The organism is Paenibacillus sp. 2KB_22 (assembly GCF_052115745.1).
Classification (GTDB): domain Bacteria; phylum Bacillota; class Bacilli; order Paenibacillales; family Paenibacillaceae; genus Paenibacillus.
This window is the reverse complement of the sequence record NZ_JBFRHG010000010.1, coordinates 42,761-62,090: the sequence shown is the minus strand read 5'-3', so window position 1 is coordinate 62,090 and position 19,330 is coordinate 42,761. Positions and strand designations below refer to the sequence as shown.

The window sequence follows — 19,330 nt, the reverse complement described above, 5'->3', positions numbered from 1 at the left end:
TGGCCTCCCTTGTGTTGCCCTGTTATTTCTTTACGGTGACAATGACGCCGTCCATGTTGTCACCCGATATTTCAGTTTCGCCGTGCTCAGGTATGTAAACAGTCGTATCTCCAGTGGCCCGATAATAGCGGATATGATACGTCTCATCCTCTACTTCAACAGAGATGTTCTCCTTCTCCTTCAACATATCAAGGTACTCCTCCAGTACCAGATTGTTCTTATGCATGATCGCACTGTGGGGCAACCCCACATACCGAAAGTGCCATGGTTCATATTGAATACCCGTGATGCTTACTTTATCTTTCGGGTAACGCAAGATAAATCCGTATTTCCATGCATTTTTCTCCAGCCAGTCACCCTCCGGTGCTTCATTCATGGCAGCCAGACTTGAACCGACATCCAGGGATAAGCCAAGATTATGCTCACTGTGACCTGCAGGAAGTGCATAGTCTGAACCCATTTCCTGATATAGCTCGTCCTGCTTCTCAAAGTCCCTGTACCCACTGCTCATGAGAAAATATCGAACTCCCTCTTCCCCTGCTGCCTCAACCATCTTCTGAAACTCCTGCGCCACCAGTCGGGATAACATGATTTTCCGATCCATTATTCCATATCCACGAAGCAGATCATCCTCATCCGCCACATATACAATATCGGATCTAACCCCCTCCTCGTGAACGGGGTATTGCTTATTAACCAGTAACAAATTGCCCTTATGTACCTGATCCTGAATATTTCCTGTGACGGATACCGTATAACCTGCGGGATTTTCACGCGTATTCTGAATCTCGATGGGCAGCTCATTCTTCTGCTGAAGCCATCCCGGTGATTGTGTAACAATATATCCAACCAAAACGATACATATTAAAAAGCCCCACTTTTTCATGCTTGTTCCTCCTTTTACCTCATACATCAAGGATAGACAAAACAAGTTAAAGAAAAAGCAGGGCAATTTTAAAGTTTTTCTTAAATTATACGTTGAACCTTATTGGAATACCGGCAAACGAACTTCGAATTGCGTCCGTACCACATCGCTCTGGGCCGAAATCGTACCGTCATGCTGCTCTACAATATTGCGGGCAATAAATAGGCCAAGGCCTGTCCCACCCTCTTGAGGGGTTCGGGCACGATCTCCTGTGTAATACATATCGAAGATATGCGGCAATTCCTCCGGACGAATATGTCCCCCATAGTTAATCACCTGAATAATGATCCGGTCTGCATCACGATATCCGTTAATATCCACGTACATGCCATCCTTGCCGTGCCGTGCAGCGTTAATCAGCAGATTCTCGAACACACGAGCCAGCAGCTCACCATCACCGGAGATGGTAAGTTCAGTGTCTATTTTCAAACGGGTAATCAGATGATTCTTTTCAAATACAGGATAGAGCTCTTCGTTCATCTGCTTCAGCAGTTCGCTAAGATCCAGCCGTGTTTTGTTTATAGGCAACATGCCATAATTCATACGGGTAATTTCGAACAAATCATCAATCAGCTTCTCCAGACGCTGTGATTTGGTGAATGCAATCGATGTAAAGTGTCTTACTTGCTCCTCTGTCAGTTGATCATCCTTCATGAGCAGGTCCAAATATCCAAGCACAGAGGTCAGAGGCGTTCGCAGGTCATGCGCAAGGTTTACGATGAGCTGGTCTTTGCTGTTCTCGGCAAAGTCACCTCGTTCCACCGCTTCCCTTAGCTTCTCACTTGCCAGATTCACATCCTCCGCAATCGTACCTAACTCATCCTTCGAAGAAATCTGTACACGATGCTGAAAGTCTCCATTCGCCAAGTGATTAATGCCTGCGGAAATCTCTTTGAAATACGTGACATAGGGTCTTGTAAACAAGTAGAAAAACAAAATTGCAAGCGGGATGAAGAGCAGCATAAAGACATATAGATCGCCAATACTTCTCATGATATTACGATATTCCGCCAGCGGATCTTCTCTCCTGACCCCTGCATAATACATCTGCAACAGCCTGTACACGATAAATGTTACGGCGCCAGAAGACAGCATGCTCAGACCGACCAGCATAATCATCGTTGTGCGAAAGCTTCTGCGTTTAGTCATTGAACGTGTACCCCACGCCCCAGATGGTTTTAATAAACTTGTTCTTGTCCACATCTTCTCCGAGCTTCTTGCGCAGCGTCCGAATATGTACCATAACGGTATTGCCACTTTCGAAATAAGCCTCTCCCCATACCTTTTCAAAAATGCTTTCTGCGCTAAAGACCTGTTTCGGATTGCCCGCGAGCAACACTAAAATATCAAATTCCTTCGGTGTTAACTCCAGCGGTTTACCGTAAAGCGTCACGCTATGCTGCTCCGGTACAATGACAAGTCCGCCCTTTTCCAGAATCGAGCGCTGAACCGCCGCTGTGGACTGGCTAAATTGCAATGAACGCCGCAATTGAGAATTCACGCGTGCTACAAGCTCCATCGGGTTAAACGGTTTGGTCATATAATCATCGGCACCCATTACCAGCCCCGTAATTTTATCCATGTCCGAGGTTTTGGCACTCAGGAAAATGATCGGAAAATGATGCTGCTCCCGTATTTTACGAGTCACCTCGTACCCGTCCATACCCGGCATCATAATGTCCAGTACGGCCAAATCAATGGCATGTGTCTGAATCGCCTGTAGTGCCGACTGTCCGTCAGATGCCTTGACGGTATGATAGCCTTCTTTTTGTAAATGTAAAGCCACCAGATCCGCGATCTCTACTTCATCGTCCGCAATCAGAATCGTAATTCGCTTCATTGCTTATTTCACTCCTATATGGGATGCTGAGCAATATAACACCTATGAATCTAACAGATAAGTACAAGATAAACAATTGAAAGCAATGTTATATAAGTTGGACAAAAGTTTTACACAGTTCACTCCGATGACAGAATAACCTTCCAATCGCTGTTATCCCCAGATTTTTTGATTCCCTCTTTCAAAGGGGAAAATCCGGTGATAAAGGCGAACGCTTCGCTTTTTCAGGTTTTTTCTGCCCTCTCCGTTAAAGTGTAAAAGAAATAGCCCATTTATATAAACACAAATAAAAAAAGGAAGAGGTAGCTATGAAACTGGAGCGTTTGTTAGCCATCGTTGTACTGCTTATCAACCGGGGGCGATTACAGGCAAAAGACCTGGCCGATATGTTTGAAGTTTCCATCCGGACGATCTATCGGGATATCGACACATTGGGACAAGCCGGGATTCCCGTCGTGACCTATCAGGGAGCAAGCGGAGGCATCGGTCTGGCGGAAGGGTATCGTCTGGATCGCAATCTGTTAACCGACAAGGATCTTGTTTCCATCGTCACCGCCCTGCGCAGTATATCCACCTCACATACAAATGCTGCACGTGAACTGCTGGTGGAGAAGCTAAGTAGTATCGTTCCGGAAGCCAAAAATGAAGATTTTCAAGCCAGCACGCACCGATTCATCGTGGATCATTCAACGTGGACGCACCCTGAAGCGCTGCAACAGAAATTAAAAGTTATTGATCAGGGAATCGATCAGCTTCAATGCATTTATTTCGCCTATTGCAGCGCCGAAGGCGCACAGACCTATCGTACGGTTGAACCCCACACGCTTGTACTGAAGAGGCACGCGTGGTATCTGTATGCTTTTTGCCATGAACGAAATGAATTCCGCATGTTCAAGCTGGTTCGTATGAAAGACGTCTCTCTTGCTACAGAGCACTTTGAACGAAAATCCATCAACCTTCAAGACCGGCCGTGGCAGCAGGAATGGAGCCGGCCAGACAACCAGATTGGGATTACCCTGAGATTCCATGCCCGTATCCATCATCTTGCGGAGGAATGGTTCGGTATTGAAAATGTATTGCCTGACGGGAACGGCTATTATATCAGCCAGGTCGCTTTTCCAGAAGATAACTGGCTGTACGGCTTCATCTTGGGCTTTGGGGCGGATGTTGAGGTGTTGGAACCCTTGCATATTCGGGATAATGTGTGCCGTATAGCCGAACAAATTGTTCAAAATTATAAAACCTCCGCTCAAACCTGACAGACAGCTGTCCAGTTCCTCCCCGTATACTTCAAATATGTTCAGGTTGAAGTTGCATATATACCCAAGGAGGAATAAAAGATGAACGTTACTGTATGTCAAAGCTGCGGCATGCCACTCACCACCCCTGCCCAATTCGGAACGGAGGCAGATGGAGGCACAACCCGTGAGTACTGTATCTATTGTTACAAGGATGGGAAGTTCGCGCAGCCCGGTATTTCAATCGAAGGCATGACGGAGATGTGCACCGCCATTCTGAAGGACGAGGGCATGGATGAGGAATCCGCTCGTTCGATGCTGCGTAATCAGCTTCCTTTTTTGAAACGTTGGCGCACGAATACAACGGATCAACACGAAGTATCTCCAGCTGAAAACTCTGCCACTTCTGCTATACCGGGTCAGGTTACAACAACTCAATCGTTATCTGCCCAGCCCGTTCGTTATGTCACACTCCCAGGCAAACGTCTGGCCGGCATATCCGCCCGCACAACCAATGCCATTGAGATTAGTGGCAAAGGCTGTATTCAGGGACTCTGGAACAATTATTTTGCCTCAGAGCACCTCCCTGCACCCGAAGCTGCCCGCTATGGCTGTTACACAGATTACACCGATGGCATAACCGGAGAGTACACCATACTGGTAGGGCATGAGGTCAGTTCAGAGGAATCATTACCTGAAGGATTGGACGACACTCTGCTCCCGCCTGCAACTTACGCCGTATTCACTTCCAGAAAAGGGCCAATGGCAGAGGTAGTTGGCGAAGCATGGGGAGCCGTGTGGGCATGGGACAAACAAAGTGATCGTACGTTCACCGGGGATTTTGAATTGTATGATGAACGCAGCCTGAATCCCGAAAGTGTACAAGTGGACATATACATCGCTGTTCGTCAAAGTAGATAAAGCCAAGACTATACCACCTCAGACAGGATTAAAGTTTCATCGCATCCTTCTGTATATCATGCAAGCTGCCGAGTTCGATCGGCAGTTTTTTTGATGTTCATCCCATGATACAACCGTCTATAGTACCAAGTTAGTTAGCATGTAACCTACCTATTCAACCAGACAATATGCCTCATAAGCGGGTACCATTGACTTCCTTAAAATTGGGACTATTCACATAACAACCATTGCTATCCTCCCACACAAAACCTTTCAAATCAGGTCCTTTACTCCTGAATTTCCCTAAAACCGTTTACATCTCCCGAATACGGGGTAAAATCACTACAATCCAATTGGAATTACGCCTTAAACTCTTCTATTTCGTCTAACAAGTCACATGTACCTATATGCGCACCTGGCATGGTAACCAGTCGAAATACATAATTCAAAAAAATGTTTCAAAGGAGGAACCAAGATGATCCAAATGCCTATTCAGCAAATGATCCCGTACCATCACCAATATCCGCGCAACACGGCGACCACTGCTCCTAAAAAGGAGAATGAGAACACTCAAGGTCTATCCTTTCATGAAATTTTACAGCAAAAAATGGCGAAGAAAAATGCTTCTCCTTCCCTTAGATAAAATGAAAGCCGGACGATTGCCAGTCCGGTTATGAACCGTCTTTCCGCAGCTTGGCGGGAGGGCGGTTATTGGCGTTGAGCAGCGAACAACTGTACAGTTCTCAGACATGTTTCTATAATGGTTTAAATATCTATGAGATCCATGACACATACGAACTGGAAAAGGGGATTTAGCACATGATCACCATCGGTTGTTTTCACGCTCATTATTCCAACATCGCTTTAATTGAAGAGACGCTTGCTGCTTATGAAGTTGAATTGGTCCATTACGTCGATCCAGGTCTGGATCGTCTTAAACATGACGCTGACTTTTCCGATGTCTTCATCCACGAGAAAGTAGCCCAGACGCTCCGATGGATCGCCGAGTGTCATGCCGATGCCATTCTGGTCACGTGTACCCTGTTTGCGACAGTACTGGAGCAGGAATCCACACAGGTTCCTGTGCCTGTGATCGGCATAGATGATCCGCTATTGCAGGAGATGCGGCGAGTACCGGGAGATTACATCATCGTGTTCACCAACCCGGCAACCATTGAAGGAACGATGGCACGGGTGAATCAGGCGTTACAGCAAGCGGATGAGAATGGGCAGCCACACGTTGCCAAGGCATCTCAGACGGAAGCTGTGTGTATCCCTGGGACGTTTGAGTTGATTATGCGTGGAGATCAGCAAGGGTATCTCGAAGCGGTACGTGAGGGATTACAGCAGATTGCTGAGCAGTATCCGGGTAAAGCGGTAGTGGCAGCCCAACTGTCTATGGCTCCCGCAGCTGCTCAGGTTACAGCAGACACGGGCATTGCGATCCATAGTCCGCTGGCATTGCTTGCGGCGTATTTGGAGAGGAATTTGGGCGTGGCTCGACAGTAGTAGCTGATTTGGAGTGACATATTACAATCACTAAAAACATGTGAAAACCAGTATGTAGGCTCCTTTGCAAAATAAAAATGCTCTCGAACAAGAGCATTTCAAATGGTATAATCACTTTGTACAGCCAATTTGTGGTGGGAAATAGGCTTGCCTCCAGTGGGAGGTGATCCTATGAACTTCTCTTTTAACGACGTAATCGTGTTCGCGATGTTAATTATTGCGCTCCTGACATACATCGATCGTAAAAAGAAGTGACCCGCCACAGGTTGACGGCCTGACGGGTCACTTCATCTGAACTTGCTGCACTCGGAGGAATACCCACCGCAAATGCTGTGCAGGAGTAGCCATTGGCCTGGCTACTCTTATTGGTGTTTACTTACATTCATTTTATTAAACATCTGCTAGACAATCAACCATAATACTGATAAAAAGTATTATGAAGCTGATCAATAAGAGAAAAATACGACATGATAGCAGTATTCTCCCCTTCAAACGATGTCAGACTGCCAAGGTTAAGCTGAACCAGCGCCTAGGACCGTGTCCGATATTCCTCAGCCTTTTCCTGCATGCCCGCTGCTACAGCCTCATTCTCGGACAATCCTTTATCTGCCGCAAAGGCACGAATGTCCTGCGTAATGCGCATGCTGCAGAACTTTGGTCCGCACATCGAGCAGAAATGAGCTTCTTTGGCTCCTTCTGCCGGCAGCGTCTCATCATGGTAGGATAAAGCCCGTTCCGGGTCCAGTGACAGGTTGAACTGGTCTCTCCAGCGGAACTCGAAGCGCGCCTTGGACAATGCATCATCCCGGCGCTGAGCACGCGGATGACCTTTCGCCAGATCGGCAGCATGAGCTGCAATCTTGTAGGCAATAACCCCTTCCCGTACATCATCCTTGTTGGGCAGGCCCAGATGTTCTTTTGGCGTGACGTAACAGAGCATGGACGTGCCAAACCAGCCAATCATAGCCGCACCAATGGCGGACGTAATATGATCGTATCCCGGGGCAATATCGGTCGTTAGCGGCCCAAGTGTGTAGAACGGTGCCTCTTGGCATATCTCCATCTGTAGGTCCACATTCTCTTTGATCTTGTGCATCGGTACATGACCCGGGCCTTCGATCATTACCTGCACATCATGCTTCCACGCGATCTGCGTCAGTTCCCCGAGCGTAGCCAGTTCCGCCATCTGTGCTTCGTCATTGGCATCGTAGATACTGCCTGGACGTAGTCCATCTCCCAGCGAGAACGCCACATCATACCTTTTCATAATCTCGCAGATTTCTTCAAAATGAGTGTACAAAAAATTCTCCTGATGATGTGCCAGGCACCATGCTGCCATAATGGAACCGCCCCGGGACACAATGCCTGTCATGCGCTTGGCGGTCATTGGGATATAACGCAGCAGCACGCCTGCATGAATCGTAAAGTAGTCCACGCCCTGCTCTGCCTGCTCAATGAGCGTGTCACGGTATAATTCCCAGGTCAGCGCTTCAGCCTCGCCATTCACCTTCTCCAGCGCCTGATACAGCGGCACCGTGCCAATCGGCACAGGTGAATTGCGGATGATCCATTCCCGGGTAGTATGAATGTTTTTACCTGTGGACAGATCCATCACGGTATCCGATCCCCAGCGTACCGCCCAAGTCATCTTCTCGACCTCTTCCTCGATGGAAGAGGATACGGCAGAATTACCAATGTTGGCATTGATCTTCACGTGAAAATGACGACCGATCAACATTGGCTCACTCTCTGGATGATTGATGTTGGATGGCAGAATCGCCCGTCCACTCGCCAGCTCCTGCCGTACAAATTCCGGTTCCACGCCCTCACGAATGGCGGCGAACTCCATCTCTGATGTAATGACTCCCTGCCTCGCGTAATGCATCTGGGTCACACAGCGTCCTGGCTGTGCCCGCAGTGGTTTGCCACGTAATCCAGGGTACTCTTCGGTGCTGGCTCTCTTTCCGTCGGGTTTTAGTCCGTTATCCTCCGGTTTAACCGTACGGCCCTGATAAGCTTCAACATCGCCGCGCTCTGTGATCCAACGGGTGCGCAGGGCTGGCAGACCTGCACGGATATCCGCATGAAATGCGGGATCGGTCATGGGGCCGCTCGTATCGTAGACACGCAGCGGTTCGTTATGCTCCACCCCTTGGGGAGTATTCGTGTCATGAAGGGCTATCTCACGTTCCGGTACAGCAATGTCCGACCGTGAGCCCTGAATGTAGACTTTGCGGCTGCCCGGAAAGGGCTGAACCCGTCCGGCCGCTCCTGTTTCTTTTTCCACCTGCTGACCGTTATGTTCCTGTTCCATCGCTTGTTGTCCCGTTTGATTTCCAATACTCATGTTTACTCGTCTCCTCCTCCGTGTTCGTTCGCTTGGTTTGGTTGGTAGCATCATTGCTCGCTTACACACCTATCCCAAATCATGCAGAGCGCAGAGAAGAAAGAGCGATCCTTTACCAGACCAGCGGAGACATTATTCATGTACAGTTAACGACAGAACGGAGGGTACCACAGATCATGAACCTGTGATAGCATCTCTCTTCATCCAAGCCCACTTTCGCAGGTTATTGAAAAAGCAGTCCATGGAATGTGTATTATCTCGCCCGTTCACTGTATATAAAAAAAGCCAGTCCCCTAAGGAACCGACTTTAATGTCCATCACCAATAATGCTCCTGGTTGCAGCTCCATAACGGAGTTCTGCAAGAGTCACACATGTGGTGGTTGTGGTCATATCGCCGATTACTTCCCTACGCTGGTATGATCCAGATCAGGTGCTAAGGGTCCGGAATCTCATGCGATTCCGTCTCAGTCCGGACAATTCGGACTCCCCCAGTAACGTTAAAAGTTGCGGCATACATAAGCCGCCGTTCATATTCAATAAAGCTGGCCCCGCTGGGCCGTCCATTACAGAGTAGCGCAACCGGAACATAAAAACAACCTTTATATTCCAGAACACCAACTCAATTGGAGAAAAACCTTACATCAACATCAGGATAGCATGAGCCCCATCTGCGTAGCAGCTTCCTTTAGCACCGGTGCGTATTCATGCAATGTCTCCTGCGAGAGTCGACTAACAGGCCCTGAGACCGAGAGGGCAGCCGCAATATTGCCTCTACGATCCATAATAGGTACAGATACCGCGGCAGCTCCCGGCTCACGCTCCTCATAACTCGTCGCATATCCGTTATCCCGGATATCTCCCATTTGCGCCAAATACACCGCCGGATCAATAAACACCGGCCATTCCGGCCCGTTCATCAGTTCCTCACGATCCTCATCCGTGGCAAACGCCATCAAGACTTTGCTGGAAGCGCCCACAGACAGCGGAAGTCTAACACCAACGGGAGCGACTCGGCGAATCGCCTGATCACTTTGCACAGCTTGAATCCGTATCCTTTCACTCCCATCACGCAAGTACAGACTTACCGTCTCCCCCAATCGATCTCTCAGTCGCTCCATCGCAGGCAGCAGCAGAATAGCGGGATCATCACTGCGAGACATATGAGCCGACAGCTCCCAGATTCGGATGCCAAGTCGATACTTCTCTGTTGCTGCATCGCGGATTACGAACCCTCGATCCTCCAGTGTAGCCATCAAACGGTGCACTGTACTTTTGTGCAGGCCGATCTGGCTGGCAATCTCGGTGAGCCCCAGATCACTGCGTGTGGTAAAACATAATAATATATCCAGCGCCCGTTCCACAGCCCGGACGGTTAACTTACGATCTTCCATGGCATAATGCCCTCCTCATGTTTCATCACATGAAACTTGGTTACATAAATTATATGAGAAACGGTCTCATCTGTAAACCAAAAAGAGCCAAAATTGAAATAGGCCAACGTGTAAATTTTTCCTTTTTATAAGACTTAATCCCCTGTAATTTACACACTAAGGTAATGTTACCCATATATCTTAAGAACTATATAACAATTGCGTAACAAATGCCCTCAATCAATTGACTTTGACTATATTGGAACATACGATAAAGATATATTACATTAAGATATCGCTCTGAAGCAGGCTCTGAAATAGACGCAATTCTCTTTTCATGTCGTTGTTATCTTCAACCGAACTTCAAAGGAGGGGCATTCATGTATCCAACATCCCAGAGCGAAGCCCCGCTGCAAACAAAAGTGTCCGATATGCCCTCTTCCCTATCACCGAGGCTGATTCGGTTCAAACATATTATCGTAGCGTTGCTGCTCTCCGTTGTATTTTTTCTACTGTTTTGTTTTATTGCACTGCACGGTTACATCGCATGGGTATTATCCAACCCGACTGTAGCGCCTGTCTTCTCCAATCCGATGCAGGCCAAGAACATGAAGTACGAAGACATCACGTTCCCGGCAGCAGACGGTAGCCGGACGATGCAAGGATGGTATATACCTGCTGACAATGCCGCAAGCAAAACGATTATTTTCAGTCACGGCTATGGTGCCAATCGTGAAGAAACATGGGTACCCATGTATGACCTGGCACACTATGCCCATCAACTTGGGTTCAACGTCGTCATGTTCGATTATGGCTTCGCCTCCCAGGTGAACAAAGCTGTAGCCACAGGTGGCAAGGCTGAGTCACAGCAATTGCTGGGTGCCATCCAGTTCGCCAAGCAGCGCGGTGCGCAGGAACTGGTAGTCTGGGGTTTCTCCATGGGTGCCGGTACGGCGCTTCAAACCGGACTGATTACACAAGAAGTGGATGCGATGATTCTGGACAGTACGTTCCTGCTTGAGCCGGATACGCTGTACCACAACATTCATAACCAGATCGATCTCCCGCGTCAGCCTACACTGGAGATCATGAAGCTGTTGTTCCCTGTTCTGAATGGTACCGGATTGCAACAGATTCCATACCAGGAAGTGAAAAAGGAAGATTATCCGTTCCCGATTTTCTTCATACATGGTACGGAAGATGAGAAAGCGCCTTACCCTATTGCAGAACAGCTCGCCGCCAACCAGACCAATCCGTACTCGGATGTATGGATTGTCCAGGATGCGCACCATGAGTTGATCTTCCGGGAGCATCCAAAGGAATATCTGCGCCGTGTCTCGACTTTCCTGAGTCATGTAACGAAAACAAGCAGTGACGATGTTCAAAACACCAATAGTGGAGAATAATCAAATCCTAATCATTCGGATTTTCCGTTGATTTTTGAACCCCTCAGGGGCTCTTTTTTTGCACTCATAGGACAACAGCCCGGCTGAATATACTCTTGGGACGCATGAAGCAACGGTCTACATATGCGATGAAATTCAACTGAAGGAGGTCCATCATATATGAACTGGGATGGATATGGTCACTTGCTGCCTCTGCGGACCTTGGAAGAAATCCGTTTCTGGAAAGAGCAGGAGAAAGAACATACACTCGTCATTCGTGCACTGGTGCCCGATCTGGAGCCCCCATACGTCAAGCTGCTGGAGGAATGGGAGGCTACCTTTGCGAACAGTGAGCGAGTAGCGAATCAGCTGTTAAAACAACTATTACCCGCAACCCATCCACCTGCTCCCTACATGGTTCGTTGTATTGATCAACTTGTGTCGGCTGCTCGGCAGCAATCGAGAGAGTTCATCAAACAGCTGTATGTTCTTCTGGAACAAAGTGCTGCGGTGCAAGCTGTTCCGCTTGCCAAAGTACTTATTCTGCATTTTATCCGCGAATCAGAGTATTTTCTGGGCGTATTGGATACGCTTGGCCAACCTAGCATCATGCGAGAAACAAATTTGGAGCCGTCACTTTTTCTGGAGAATGCACTGCATACGTCAGGGTCAAATAGCATCCATCGCCAAGCTTCAGAAGCTCCAACTTCTCCAGAGGGGAATGTAAACGCACCTGCTGCTTCAGCGCAGATCCAATCCGCAACCGTTCAATCACCTTCTACCGAAACAACACAAGCCATGCCCAGCTCTACAGCAACTCCCGTAAAAGAAAAGCCGGTACCTATTGGAGGACACACACTGCCACCCCTTCCCTATGCGTACAATGCGCTGGAGCCACATATTGATGAACTGACGATGCGTATCCATCATGACAAACACCATCAATCTTATGTGGACGGACTAAATGTAGCAGAGAAGAAACTGGCAGAATCGCGAAAAAAGAATAATTTTGAACTCATCAAGCACTGGGAACGTGAACTCGCCTTTAACGGAGCAGGCCACTACCTGCATACGATCTTCTGGACAATTATGAACCCTGCTGGCGGCGGTAAACCTTCCGGTATGCTCGCAGAGCAGATCAAGCGGGATTTCGGAAGTTATGAAGCGTTCAAGAATCAATTCACGGAAGCTGCGAACAAAGTGGAAGGCAGTGGCTGGGCGATGCTTGTCTGGAGCCCGAGAGCACATCGTTTGGAGATTTTGCAGGCGGAAAAACACCAGAACCTGTCCCAGTCGGATATCGTACCGCTCCTGCCACTGGATGTGTGGGAACATGCCTACTATCTGAAACACCAGAATGAACGCAAAAAGTATATTGAAGACTGGTGGAATGTCGTCTACTGGCCGGCTGTTGCTGAGCGTTACGAAACGGCACGCAAGTTGTTGTGGCCACCTTATTAAGCTTGGGGTTAGATGGATTAGAGGAAAAAGAGATATCTCCAGCCGAGTGACTGAAAGATATCTCTTTTTGGTGTATACAAAAAAGCAAGCCTCTTATAATAGAGACTTGCTTATATTTTGAGAGACTTGCTATTTCAAAATGCTCAAGCTCACTTAAGAAGCACAGCCCTCGCACGCCACATAGTTGTCGCCAACCTGTTTGCTAATAGCGATCAGATCGCCCAGCTTGATATCTGCCTCATCTGTAAACTCCAGATCAGCGATACGAGCAACGATCAGTGCAGCAGCCTCTTCCTTACTTGTTGCCATTTGGCTGAACTCAGACTTTTCGCCTGTAGATACAACCTCATATAAGTACGTATATCTCAACGTCTCCATCCTAACACTCTCCTTCCGAAATCACATCATATCATCTCTATTACCCAATTCCAAGTCCGATTATCAAGAACTCAATCATAGCGCAGCTTCATCTGCTCAGCCGTCAGACGTACTTCTTCAGCGCCAACGCTAAGCACCTTGCTGGCTTCCGCCTGCGGATAGCGATTACGTAGAGTTCGAACCAGAGAGGCGGTATATGCTGCCGCAGAAGGAACACCTGCCAACTCCTTCAGACTCGCCATCGTGCCAGGCTGAACATCAGGATATCCTTCACTCGCCCCACCTGATGCATGTTGATAAAATTGACGCACGTCTGCTGCCAGTTGATCTCCCTGACCTTCCACGATGATAAAAGCAGTTATTATGTACGCCTTTGCCTGCCTGCGCTGGGCAATACCACAGAATTTGAGCCCACCTACACTGACATCATAATCCCCCGGGCAAAAAGCACCCTGGACCTCACCCGTTTGCGCCTGATTCGACCATGGCGTTAGCGACTCGGCAATAATCGAAGCCATCTCCCGGAAATCATCATGGATATTGATGGCATGTCTGGGATTAGGCAGAATCAGTGACACATTAACTACCCCTGGATTCAGGGGTACGGCCGCTCCACCGGAAGGTCGAACACAGACTGCTGTCCCTTCGCTTCTTATCCGTTCCATCGCTTCTACAGCCTGTGGCAACCTGCGGTCACGCAGACCGGCTACAAAGGCATCTGGATGCCGCCATATATGTGCAACAGGCAGATGCCCTGCCCCAACCCGCCTGCACATGACTTCTTCCCATGCAAAAGCTTCGAGTACACTACTGCCTTGTCGCTTGAGTGGTGTCTCCCAGATTTGCAGACGCAATGTAGCATGTTTATCCGCTTGTAGTCCCTGTTCCGGCTGAACCGGGTGTTCTGAATGGGAAGGTGCACTCATCGTTTCATTACCTCCGGCTTAACGAATTCGTATGTATTCAGTATATATAGGAATGACAACGCCATATATAAATAAGCCGGTTCCCCTGGGAACACGGCTTATTTATATCACATCCTGCGGCTCAGAAGCTCCTGCTTCCAATGCTACAAGGAGCTAATCTGGCTTGTCCATGAATTGGACATACCCGATCTTAATCTTTCACCAAAGACAAGAACTCTGCACGTTGTGCCGGATTCTCACGGAAAGAACCACGTACAGCAGACGTTACCGTCTTGCTTCCCGGTTTCTTCACGCCGCGGGAACACATGCACAAGTGCTCGCCTTCCACCACGACCATCACGCCATGAGGCTCGACAGCTTCTGTCAGAATGTCAGCGATCTGTGAAGTAATACGTTCCTGAACTTGCAGGCGACGTGTTACCGCTTCGACCAGACGAGCCATTTTGCTCAAACCAACGATCTTGCCGCTTGGTACATACCCAATGTGCACTTTGCCGAAAAACGGCGCCATATGGTGCTCACACTGGCTGTAGTAGACGATATCCTTGACGATAACCAGTTCTTCATGATTCTCGTCAAACGTGACACCGAGCACATCGCGCGGATCTACTTCATATCCACCAAAAATTTCTTCATACATTCGGGTCACACGTGCAGGCGTTTCAAGCAGCCCTTCACGTGTACTATCTTCTCCGATCAATTTCAGGATCTGCTCTACATGATACTCGATCTTTTCCCGATTGTCGGATACTTTTGAATTCATATAATCTTTAACGCCAGCCACTGCCGAACGCCTCCTTTCGAACCACTACTGTAAGAGGTTGTTCAAAAAGTCCGCTTCAGGTACTGAAAACCCAACTTTTTGAACACGCACTTTAAGCAGCCATTCCCTGCTATTATTTTCGGCGGCCCGAACTTTTACGCGCAGGATGCTGTTGCGGCTGAGGCATTTTCGCTCCTGGTTGCTGATTCTTCATCATCTGCTGGGCACGCTGCATTTGCTTGCCATTCAGGTTGTAGCCCATTTGCTTCGCCATTTTCTGAAGCATGTCCGGATTGCTTTGCATTTTCTCGAGTTGTTTACGCAAGTAGAACACCCCGATGAAAAATCCCCCGACCAGACCAACAATCAATGTGATAATCGGTATAACAATATCCATCTCTTAGACACCTCTGTATGCATTCTAAAAAGCCTGATAATCCGTGTCAATTCATGATGTTAAGCGCACATGTTGCTAACCTGACACAGACCGGATTTCCTGAAAGTATCATAGCATTTCCGCACGCCTTGAGCAAACGGATTTTCCAGTTGAACCGCACACAAGCTACGTCATGACGGCTTCAATGAAAACGGTTGTATGCTGAGCCAGATCAATTTCCACCACATCCAGAGAATAACGCGTACTTCCGCGCGCCACCCGGATTACAGGTCTGCCGGGCAATCCCCGATGCTGACGCACAATGACTCCAGTCTCTTTGGTAGACAGTCGTACCGCAGTACCATTGGGATACACGGATACACTCTTGTTGAACTCGATCAGAATATCCCGATCCAGCTTTGTACCAGACAACGCCATCATCTCTTCACAGGCCTCATGTGGCAACAAACTGTCCTTCAATAACCCATTAATGAGATTATCATAGATATTAGCCACACTAACGATTCTCGCAAACAGATGGATGTCATTCCCTTTAATACCTCTTGGCATACCTGTACCATCAACATGCTCATGATGTTGCAGGGCTGTATGGGCGACCAACAGACTGAACTCCCGTTTGTTCTTAATCACTTCGAATCCACGCCATGTATGGTGCAGCGAAGAATTCGCAACAGAGCCACTGCCAGGAGGTTCCCCCACTTTGCCAATATCATGCAATAATGCCCCCACAGCAAGGTCTTTCAATTGATTATAATTGAGTCCCATATTCAGTCCGATGACCGAAGATAACAAACATACATTCATCGCATGAACATACTGTGCATTGTCTTTGGTACGAATATCGGTGAGTTGCACAAGCATTTCACGTCCGTTCAGTACATCATTCAGCAACTTCTCTATACTGAGGGCGACCTTTTTAGGACTCCAATCTTTCCCGGAGCGAATGGATTCGAGTGTGACACTCATTTCATTAATTATTGCCCGTTTCGTGGTTTCATCCAGAATGTCCTCTGTATCCACATCTTTGTACGCTTCATCCTGGATGTATAGCATGGTCACGCCAATACGCTTTAGCGTATTGACCATATATACGGTGAGCTGGACTCCGGCGGACAGCAGTACCGTACCGTTACTGGAATATACCGTCTTGCCCAGAAGTTCCCCCGCTTCCACGCTCTCCACGTTTACATACTTCATGAACGTCCCCCGCTCTTACGATTGCTGCTCCAATGCGAGCAATTGCTCCTTGGTTTGCAGACCGCCTACATAACCCACCAGGGTACCGTCTTTACCGCTGATGCGGTGACAGGGAATAATAATCGGAATCGGATTCTTGCTAATGGCGTCCAGAACTGCACGAACAGCCTTGGGTCTGCCGATCTTTTCCGCAACCTGTTGGTGTGATGAGGCCTCTCCATAAGATATATCGGACAGAACTTGCCATACTTGTAGCTGGAATGGTGTTCCAAGACGATTAAGCTGCAAGTCGAACGTTTTTCTCTCCCCTGCAAAATACTGCTGTACCTGCTTTGCAGCTTCGCTGAGCTTCTCTTCATTCTTCTCATATCGATACTCGCCAATCCAGGTACGTGCCCATTGTTGCAGATGAGCTTCGCGTACGTGAAATGCGCCAAAATCAATGTGACACAGTCCTTCATCTGTAGCGCATAACGTAAGTGTACCAATCGGTGTCAGTACCTCATCGTAGTATACGGGCTTGCCATGAAGACCCGTAACTGCAGAAGGCCTCCACGCTGCGGCTTCCGGTTTGGCAGGCTGTGCAGGCTGCTCACTACCCGGTTCAATCCCAGCTTCCATTTTCAAATCCTGTTGTAACGCCCGTAGTGCATTGTGCTCTTTCTGTTGTTCTTTCTGTTGCTCTGGCTGCTTCTCACTCACTTGTCCAGCCTGTGGCTGTTTGGGTAAGGTCTCGGACGAACTCAGTCGTTCCTCGGCCTTCTGCAGCATGCTTAGTACGTTCCCATCTTGTTCGTTAGCGGCAGCTTCCCCAATTGCTCTCATGGCGTCTTCTCCTCCGATTCTGCTTAACGCCCAAGCTGCGGTTCCCCGCAACTCGGGGCGCGGATCACGTTTTAGTACTTCTGTAAGTTTGGGTATAGCACTTTTGTCTTTGAAATTGCCCAGGGCAATAACGGCATTGCGTTGAATTGGCTTCTTGCCCCGCCAAGCGGCGGAACTCTGACCGAAACGTTCCTTGAATTCCCGATTACCGATATCCAGTAGCGGCAGCAGGAGTGGCTTCACAATCTCTGGATCGGGGTGAAACTCGGGATGGTGATCCCAGTTCTTGCCCCGGTTCTTCGGACAGACAATCTGACATGTGTCACAACCGTATAGACGGTTGCCAATTTTCAGCATAAATTCTTCATCCACGAACCCTTTCGTCTGGGTTACAAAAGAAATACAACGCTGTGAATTCAACTGTCCCGGCCCCACCAATGCGCCTGTAGGACAGGCATCGATACATTTCGTACATTCACCACAGTCTTCGGTCACAGGAGTGTCCGGTTGAAAAGGAATATTCGTCACCAGTTCCCCGAGAAAAATCCATGAACCGAATTTGGGTGATATAATGGCACAGTTCTTGGCGCTAAATCCAATCCCCGCACGCTGGGACACCGCACGATCCACCAGTGCTCCTGTGTCTACCATGCTTTCGATCATGGCTTCAGGTACACGTTCACGTATAAAGTTTACCAACTTGTCCATCGCTGCACGCAGCACCTGATGATAGTCCTGGCCCCAAGCCGAACGGGCAAAAATGCCGCGATACGCACCAGGCTCCGATTTTGGTGGATTCACCATTTTGGACGGGTATGCCACGGCTATCGCAATAAGTGAAGCCGGCTCGCCATCTTTTAAGGCGGGGTGTACTCTTTTTTCAATATCCGGCTCTTCAAAACCTGAAGCATACCCCTTATCCCGCGACTGCTCCAGCAGCGACTTCAGGGAAACAAAGGGATCCGCCGAAGCAAATCCGATATCATCAATGCCCAGTCCGGGGCCAGCTGCCTTGATCTCCTGTTTTAACTTCTCCCATACGGAGGCTTCCTGTGCTGCCCCGGTCTGTACGCTCGTCATTTCTCTTCCCTCTCTTCTTCCAACACGTATTCCGTAAATAGTGAACGCCCGCCTCACGGTAAGAGGACAGGCGTTAATTTCTATATATGCCTTGCTTACTTGAATTAAAACGGAACGAGTCTATATGGTTTAACGCAAAATGCAGTCTGAAGTTGTTGTCCTGTCAGCATTTTACAATTTCTTCAATTCAGAAAACGGCCAGAAAATAAATTCAGCCTTGCCTACAATCTGGTCGGATGTAATACTGCCAAACACTCGGCTATCCTTACTTTTGCCTTCATGACGATTATCCCCCATCACGAAGAAATGATCCGGCTCCAGTGTTATTGGGCCAAAATCCGGGTCCTGCACTTCGATATCCGTGTACGTTTCCGCTTGTCGCTCGCCGTTCACATATAGATGGTGATCCTTGACTTCAATTGTATCTCCCGGAAGTCCAACGATGCGTTTCACCAGAAAATCCTTCTTCTCCACACCTTCACTTGGATCACGAAGTACAATCACATCGGATCGGGATGGTGTATCCAGATGATATACAATTTTGTTCACGAAAAGACGATCTCGCTCAACCAGTGTCGGCTGCATGGACTGTCCCTTGACCATCGACAGATTAAACACAAACAGGTTCAGCAGCATCATGATGACAAAAGCAACAACAATCGTTTTGACCCAGTCCCACAGCTCGACAACCCAGGATTTCTCCGGTTGTTCAGGCTTTGGCGGTTGATTACGTTCCTCGGAAACCATATGTTCCATTGAATGATTATTGGAATTCAAAGGGACACCTC

The 19,330-nt window shown here is 48.3% G+C and carries 18 protein-coding genes and 1 riboswitch; of the genes, 6 read left to right on the top strand and 12 right to left on the bottom strand.

The window, feature by feature from the left end:
- Positions 1 to 22: 22 nt before the first annotated feature.
- The 3 genes from AB4111_RS29365 to AB4111_RS29355 form a co-directional block, all read right to left on the bottom strand.
- On the bottom strand, positions 23 to 886 hold the full coding sequence (locus tag AB4111_RS29365; protein ID WP_442034799.1) for a M15 family metallopeptidase: 864 nt from the start codon (positions 884 to 886) through the stop codon (positions 23 to 25).
- Positions 887 to 985: 99 nt separating this feature from the next.
- A complete protein-coding gene (locus AB4111_RS29360; protein WP_339239425.1) occupies positions 986 to 2,074 on the bottom strand; it encodes a HAMP domain-containing sensor histidine kinase in 1,089 nt (362 codons plus the stop codon).
- Positions 2,067 to 2,765, bottom strand: a complete 699-nt coding sequence (locus tag AB4111_RS29355) for a response regulator transcription factor (protein ID WP_442034797.1) — start codon at positions 2,763 to 2,765, stop codon at positions 2,067 to 2,069. The genes AB4111_RS29360 and AB4111_RS29355 overlap by 8 nt, the downstream gene beginning before the upstream one ends.
- 308 nt (positions 2,766 to 3,073) lie before the next feature.
- Here AB4111_RS29355 and AB4111_RS29350 point away from each other — a divergent pair, with 308 nt between their 5' ends.
- The 4 genes from AB4111_RS29350 to AB4111_RS29335 all read left to right on the top strand — a co-directional run bounded on the left by AB4111_RS29350 (position 3,074) and on the right by AB4111_RS29335 (position 6,412).
- Positions 3,074 to 4,024 (top strand): helix-turn-helix transcriptional regulator, encoded by a 951-nt coding sequence (locus tag AB4111_RS29350; RefSeq protein ID WP_442034795.1) that lies wholly within the window; start codon positions 3,074 to 3,076, stop codon positions 4,022 to 4,024.
- 81 nt (positions 4,025 to 4,105) lie between these two features.
- The gene (locus AB4111_RS29345) at positions 4,106 to 4,924 is read left to right on the top strand and encodes a zinc ribbon domain-containing protein (protein ID WP_442034793.1); all 819 of its coding nucleotides are present in this window, start codon (positions 4,106 to 4,108) and stop codon (positions 4,922 to 4,924) included.
- 454 nt (positions 4,925 to 5,378) lie between these two features.
- Positions 5,379 to 5,546 (top strand): hypothetical protein, encoded by a 168-nt coding sequence (locus AB4111_RS29340; RefSeq protein ID WP_253429884.1) that lies wholly within the window; start codon positions 5,379 to 5,381, stop codon positions 5,544 to 5,546.
- 176 nt (positions 5,547 to 5,722) lie between these two features.
- Complete coding sequence (locus tag AB4111_RS29335; RefSeq protein WP_442034790.1) at positions 5,723 to 6,412, top strand: aspartate/glutamate racemase family protein; 690 nt, start codon at positions 5,723 to 5,725, stop codon at positions 6,410 to 6,412.
- 529 nt (positions 6,413 to 6,941) lie between these two features.
- Here AB4111_RS29335 and thiC read toward each other — a convergent pair.
- Both thiC and AB4111_RS29325 read right to left on the bottom strand, forming a co-directional pair.
- Positions 6,942 to 8,726, bottom strand: a complete 1,785-nt coding sequence (thiC, locus tag AB4111_RS29330) for a phosphomethylpyrimidine synthase ThiC (RefSeq protein ID WP_442034856.1) — start codon at positions 8,724 to 8,726, stop codon at positions 6,942 to 6,944.
- 420 nt (positions 8,727 to 9,146) lie between these two features.
- Positions 9,147 to 9,260, bottom strand: a riboswitch (TPP riboswitch).
- A gap of 147 nt (positions 9,261 to 9,407) precedes the next feature.
- Positions 9,408 to 10,151, bottom strand: a complete 744-nt coding sequence (locus AB4111_RS29325; protein WP_076216717.1) for an IclR family transcriptional regulator — start codon at positions 10,149 to 10,151, stop codon at positions 9,408 to 9,410.
- Between the two features lie 359 nt (positions 10,152 to 10,510).
- Here AB4111_RS29325 and AB4111_RS29320 point away from each other — a divergent pair, with 359 nt between their 5' ends.
- Positions 10,511 to 11,536: an alpha/beta hydrolase gene (locus AB4111_RS29320; protein ID WP_442034788.1), complete on the top strand. Its 1,026-nt coding sequence runs from the start codon at positions 10,511 to 10,513 to the stop codon at positions 11,534 to 11,536.
- A 159-nt stretch (positions 11,537 to 11,695) separates the two neighbouring features.
- Positions 11,696 to 12,976 carry a Fe-Mn family superoxide dismutase gene (locus AB4111_RS29315; protein ID WP_442034786.1) on the top strand — a complete coding sequence of 427 codons (1,281 nt, stop codon included), beginning with the start codon at positions 11,696 to 11,698 and terminating at the stop codon, positions 12,974 to 12,976.
- A 153-nt stretch (positions 12,977 to 13,129) separates the two neighbouring features.
- On the opposite strand, the gene AB4111_RS29310 is transcribed toward AB4111_RS29315, so the two are convergent.
- The 7 genes from AB4111_RS29310 to lepB form a co-directional block, all read right to left on the bottom strand.
- Positions 13,130 to 13,354 carry a hypothetical protein gene (locus AB4111_RS29310; RefSeq protein ID WP_091039003.1) on the bottom strand — a complete coding sequence of 75 codons (225 nt, stop codon included), beginning with the start codon at positions 13,352 to 13,354 and terminating at the stop codon, positions 13,130 to 13,132.
- Positions 13,355 to 13,425: 71 nt separating this feature from the next.
- Positions 13,426 to 14,280 carry a lipoate--protein ligase family protein gene (locus AB4111_RS29305; RefSeq protein WP_442034783.1) on the bottom strand — a complete coding sequence of 285 codons (855 nt, stop codon included), beginning with the start codon at positions 14,278 to 14,280 and terminating at the stop codon, positions 13,426 to 13,428.
- 190 nt (positions 14,281 to 14,470) lie between these two features.
- Entirely contained in the window at positions 14,471 to 15,064 is a 594-nt protein-coding gene (folE, locus tag AB4111_RS29300) for a GTP cyclohydrolase I FolE (RefSeq protein WP_062837627.1), read from the bottom strand.
- A gap of 112 nt (positions 15,065 to 15,176) precedes the next feature.
- On the bottom strand, positions 15,177 to 15,440 hold the full coding sequence (locus tag AB4111_RS29295; RefSeq protein ID WP_017690778.1) for a YneF family protein: 264 nt from the start codon (positions 15,438 to 15,440) through the stop codon (positions 15,177 to 15,179).
- A gap of 165 nt (positions 15,441 to 15,605) precedes the next feature.
- The gene (locus AB4111_RS29290; protein ID WP_442034781.1) at positions 15,606 to 16,637 is read right to left on the bottom strand and encodes an HD domain-containing phosphohydrolase; all 1,032 of its coding nucleotides are present in this window, start codon (positions 16,635 to 16,637) and stop codon (positions 15,606 to 15,608) included.
- 15 nt (positions 16,638 to 16,652) lie between these two features.
- Positions 16,653 to 18,542 carry a tRNA epoxyqueuosine(34) reductase QueG gene (queG, locus tag AB4111_RS29285; RefSeq protein WP_442034779.1) on the bottom strand — a complete coding sequence of 630 codons (1,890 nt, stop codon included), beginning with the start codon at positions 18,540 to 18,542 and terminating at the stop codon, positions 16,653 to 16,655.
- Between the two features lie 171 nt (positions 18,543 to 18,713).
- Positions 18,714 to 19,298, bottom strand: coding sequence for a signal peptidase I (gene lepB / locus AB4111_RS29280; RefSeq protein WP_442034854.1), 585 nt, complete (start codon positions 19,296 to 19,298; stop codon positions 18,714 to 18,716).
- Positions 19,299 to 19,330 lie beyond the last annotated feature (32 nt).

Excerpts from the sequence above, each read along its gene's own strand:
- AB4111_RS29365 (WP_442034799.1), bottom strand. The coding sequence starts at position 886 with ATGAAAAAGTGGGGCTTTTTAATATGTATCGTTTTGGTTGGATATATT.
- AB4111_RS29360 (WP_339239425.1), bottom strand. The coding sequence starts at position 2,074 with ATGACTAAACGCAGAAGCTTTCGCACAACGATGATTATGCTGGTCGGT.
- AB4111_RS29355 (WP_442034797.1), bottom strand. The coding sequence starts at position 2,765 with ATGAAGCGAATTACGATTCTGATTGCGGACGATGAAGTAGAGATCGCG.
- AB4111_RS29350 (WP_442034795.1), top strand. The coding sequence starts at position 3,074 with ATGAAACTGGAGCGTTTGTTAGCCATCGTTGTACTGCTTATCAACCGG.
- AB4111_RS29345 (WP_442034793.1), top strand. The coding sequence starts at position 4,106 with ATGAACGTTACTGTATGTCAAAGCTGCGGCATGCCACTCACCACCCCT.
- AB4111_RS29340 (WP_253429884.1), top strand. The coding sequence starts at position 5,379 with ATGATCCAAATGCCTATTCAGCAAATGATCCCGTACCATCACCAATAT.
- AB4111_RS29335 (WP_442034790.1), top strand. The coding sequence starts at position 5,723 with ATGATCACCATCGGTTGTTTTCACGCTCATTATTCCAACATCGCTTTA.
- thiC (WP_442034856.1), bottom strand. The coding sequence starts at position 8,726 with ATGGAACAGGAACATAACGGTCAGCAGGTGGAAAAAGAAACAGGAGCG.
- AB4111_RS29325 (WP_076216717.1), bottom strand. The coding sequence starts at position 10,151 with ATGGAAGATCGTAAGTTAACCGTCCGGGCTGTGGAACGGGCGCTGGAT.
- AB4111_RS29320 (WP_442034788.1), top strand. The coding sequence starts at position 10,511 with ATGTATCCAACATCCCAGAGCGAAGCCCCGCTGCAAACAAAAGTGTCC.
- AB4111_RS29315 (WP_442034786.1), top strand. The coding sequence starts at position 11,696 with ATGAACTGGGATGGATATGGTCACTTGCTGCCTCTGCGGACCTTGGAA.
- AB4111_RS29310 (WP_091039003.1), bottom strand. The coding sequence starts at position 13,354 with ATGGAGACGTTGAGATATACGTACTTATATGAGGTTGTATCTACAGGC.
- AB4111_RS29305 (WP_442034783.1), bottom strand. The coding sequence starts at position 14,280 with ATGAGTGCACCTTCCCATTCAGAACACCCGGTTCAGCCGGAACAGGGA.
- AB4111_RS29295 (WP_017690778.1), bottom strand. The coding sequence starts at position 15,440 with ATGGATATTGTTATACCGATTATCACATTGATTGTTGGTCTGGTCGGG.
- AB4111_RS29290 (WP_442034781.1), bottom strand. The coding sequence starts at position 16,637 with ATGAAGTATGTAAACGTGGAGAGCGTGGAAGCGGGGGAACTTCTGGGC.
- queG (WP_442034779.1), bottom strand. The coding sequence starts at position 18,542 with ATGACGAGCGTACAGACCGGGGCAGCACAGGAAGCCTCCGTATGGGAG.
- lepB (WP_442034854.1), bottom strand. The coding sequence starts at position 19,298 with ATGGAACATATGGTTTCCGAGGAACGTAATCAACCGCCAAAGCCTGAA.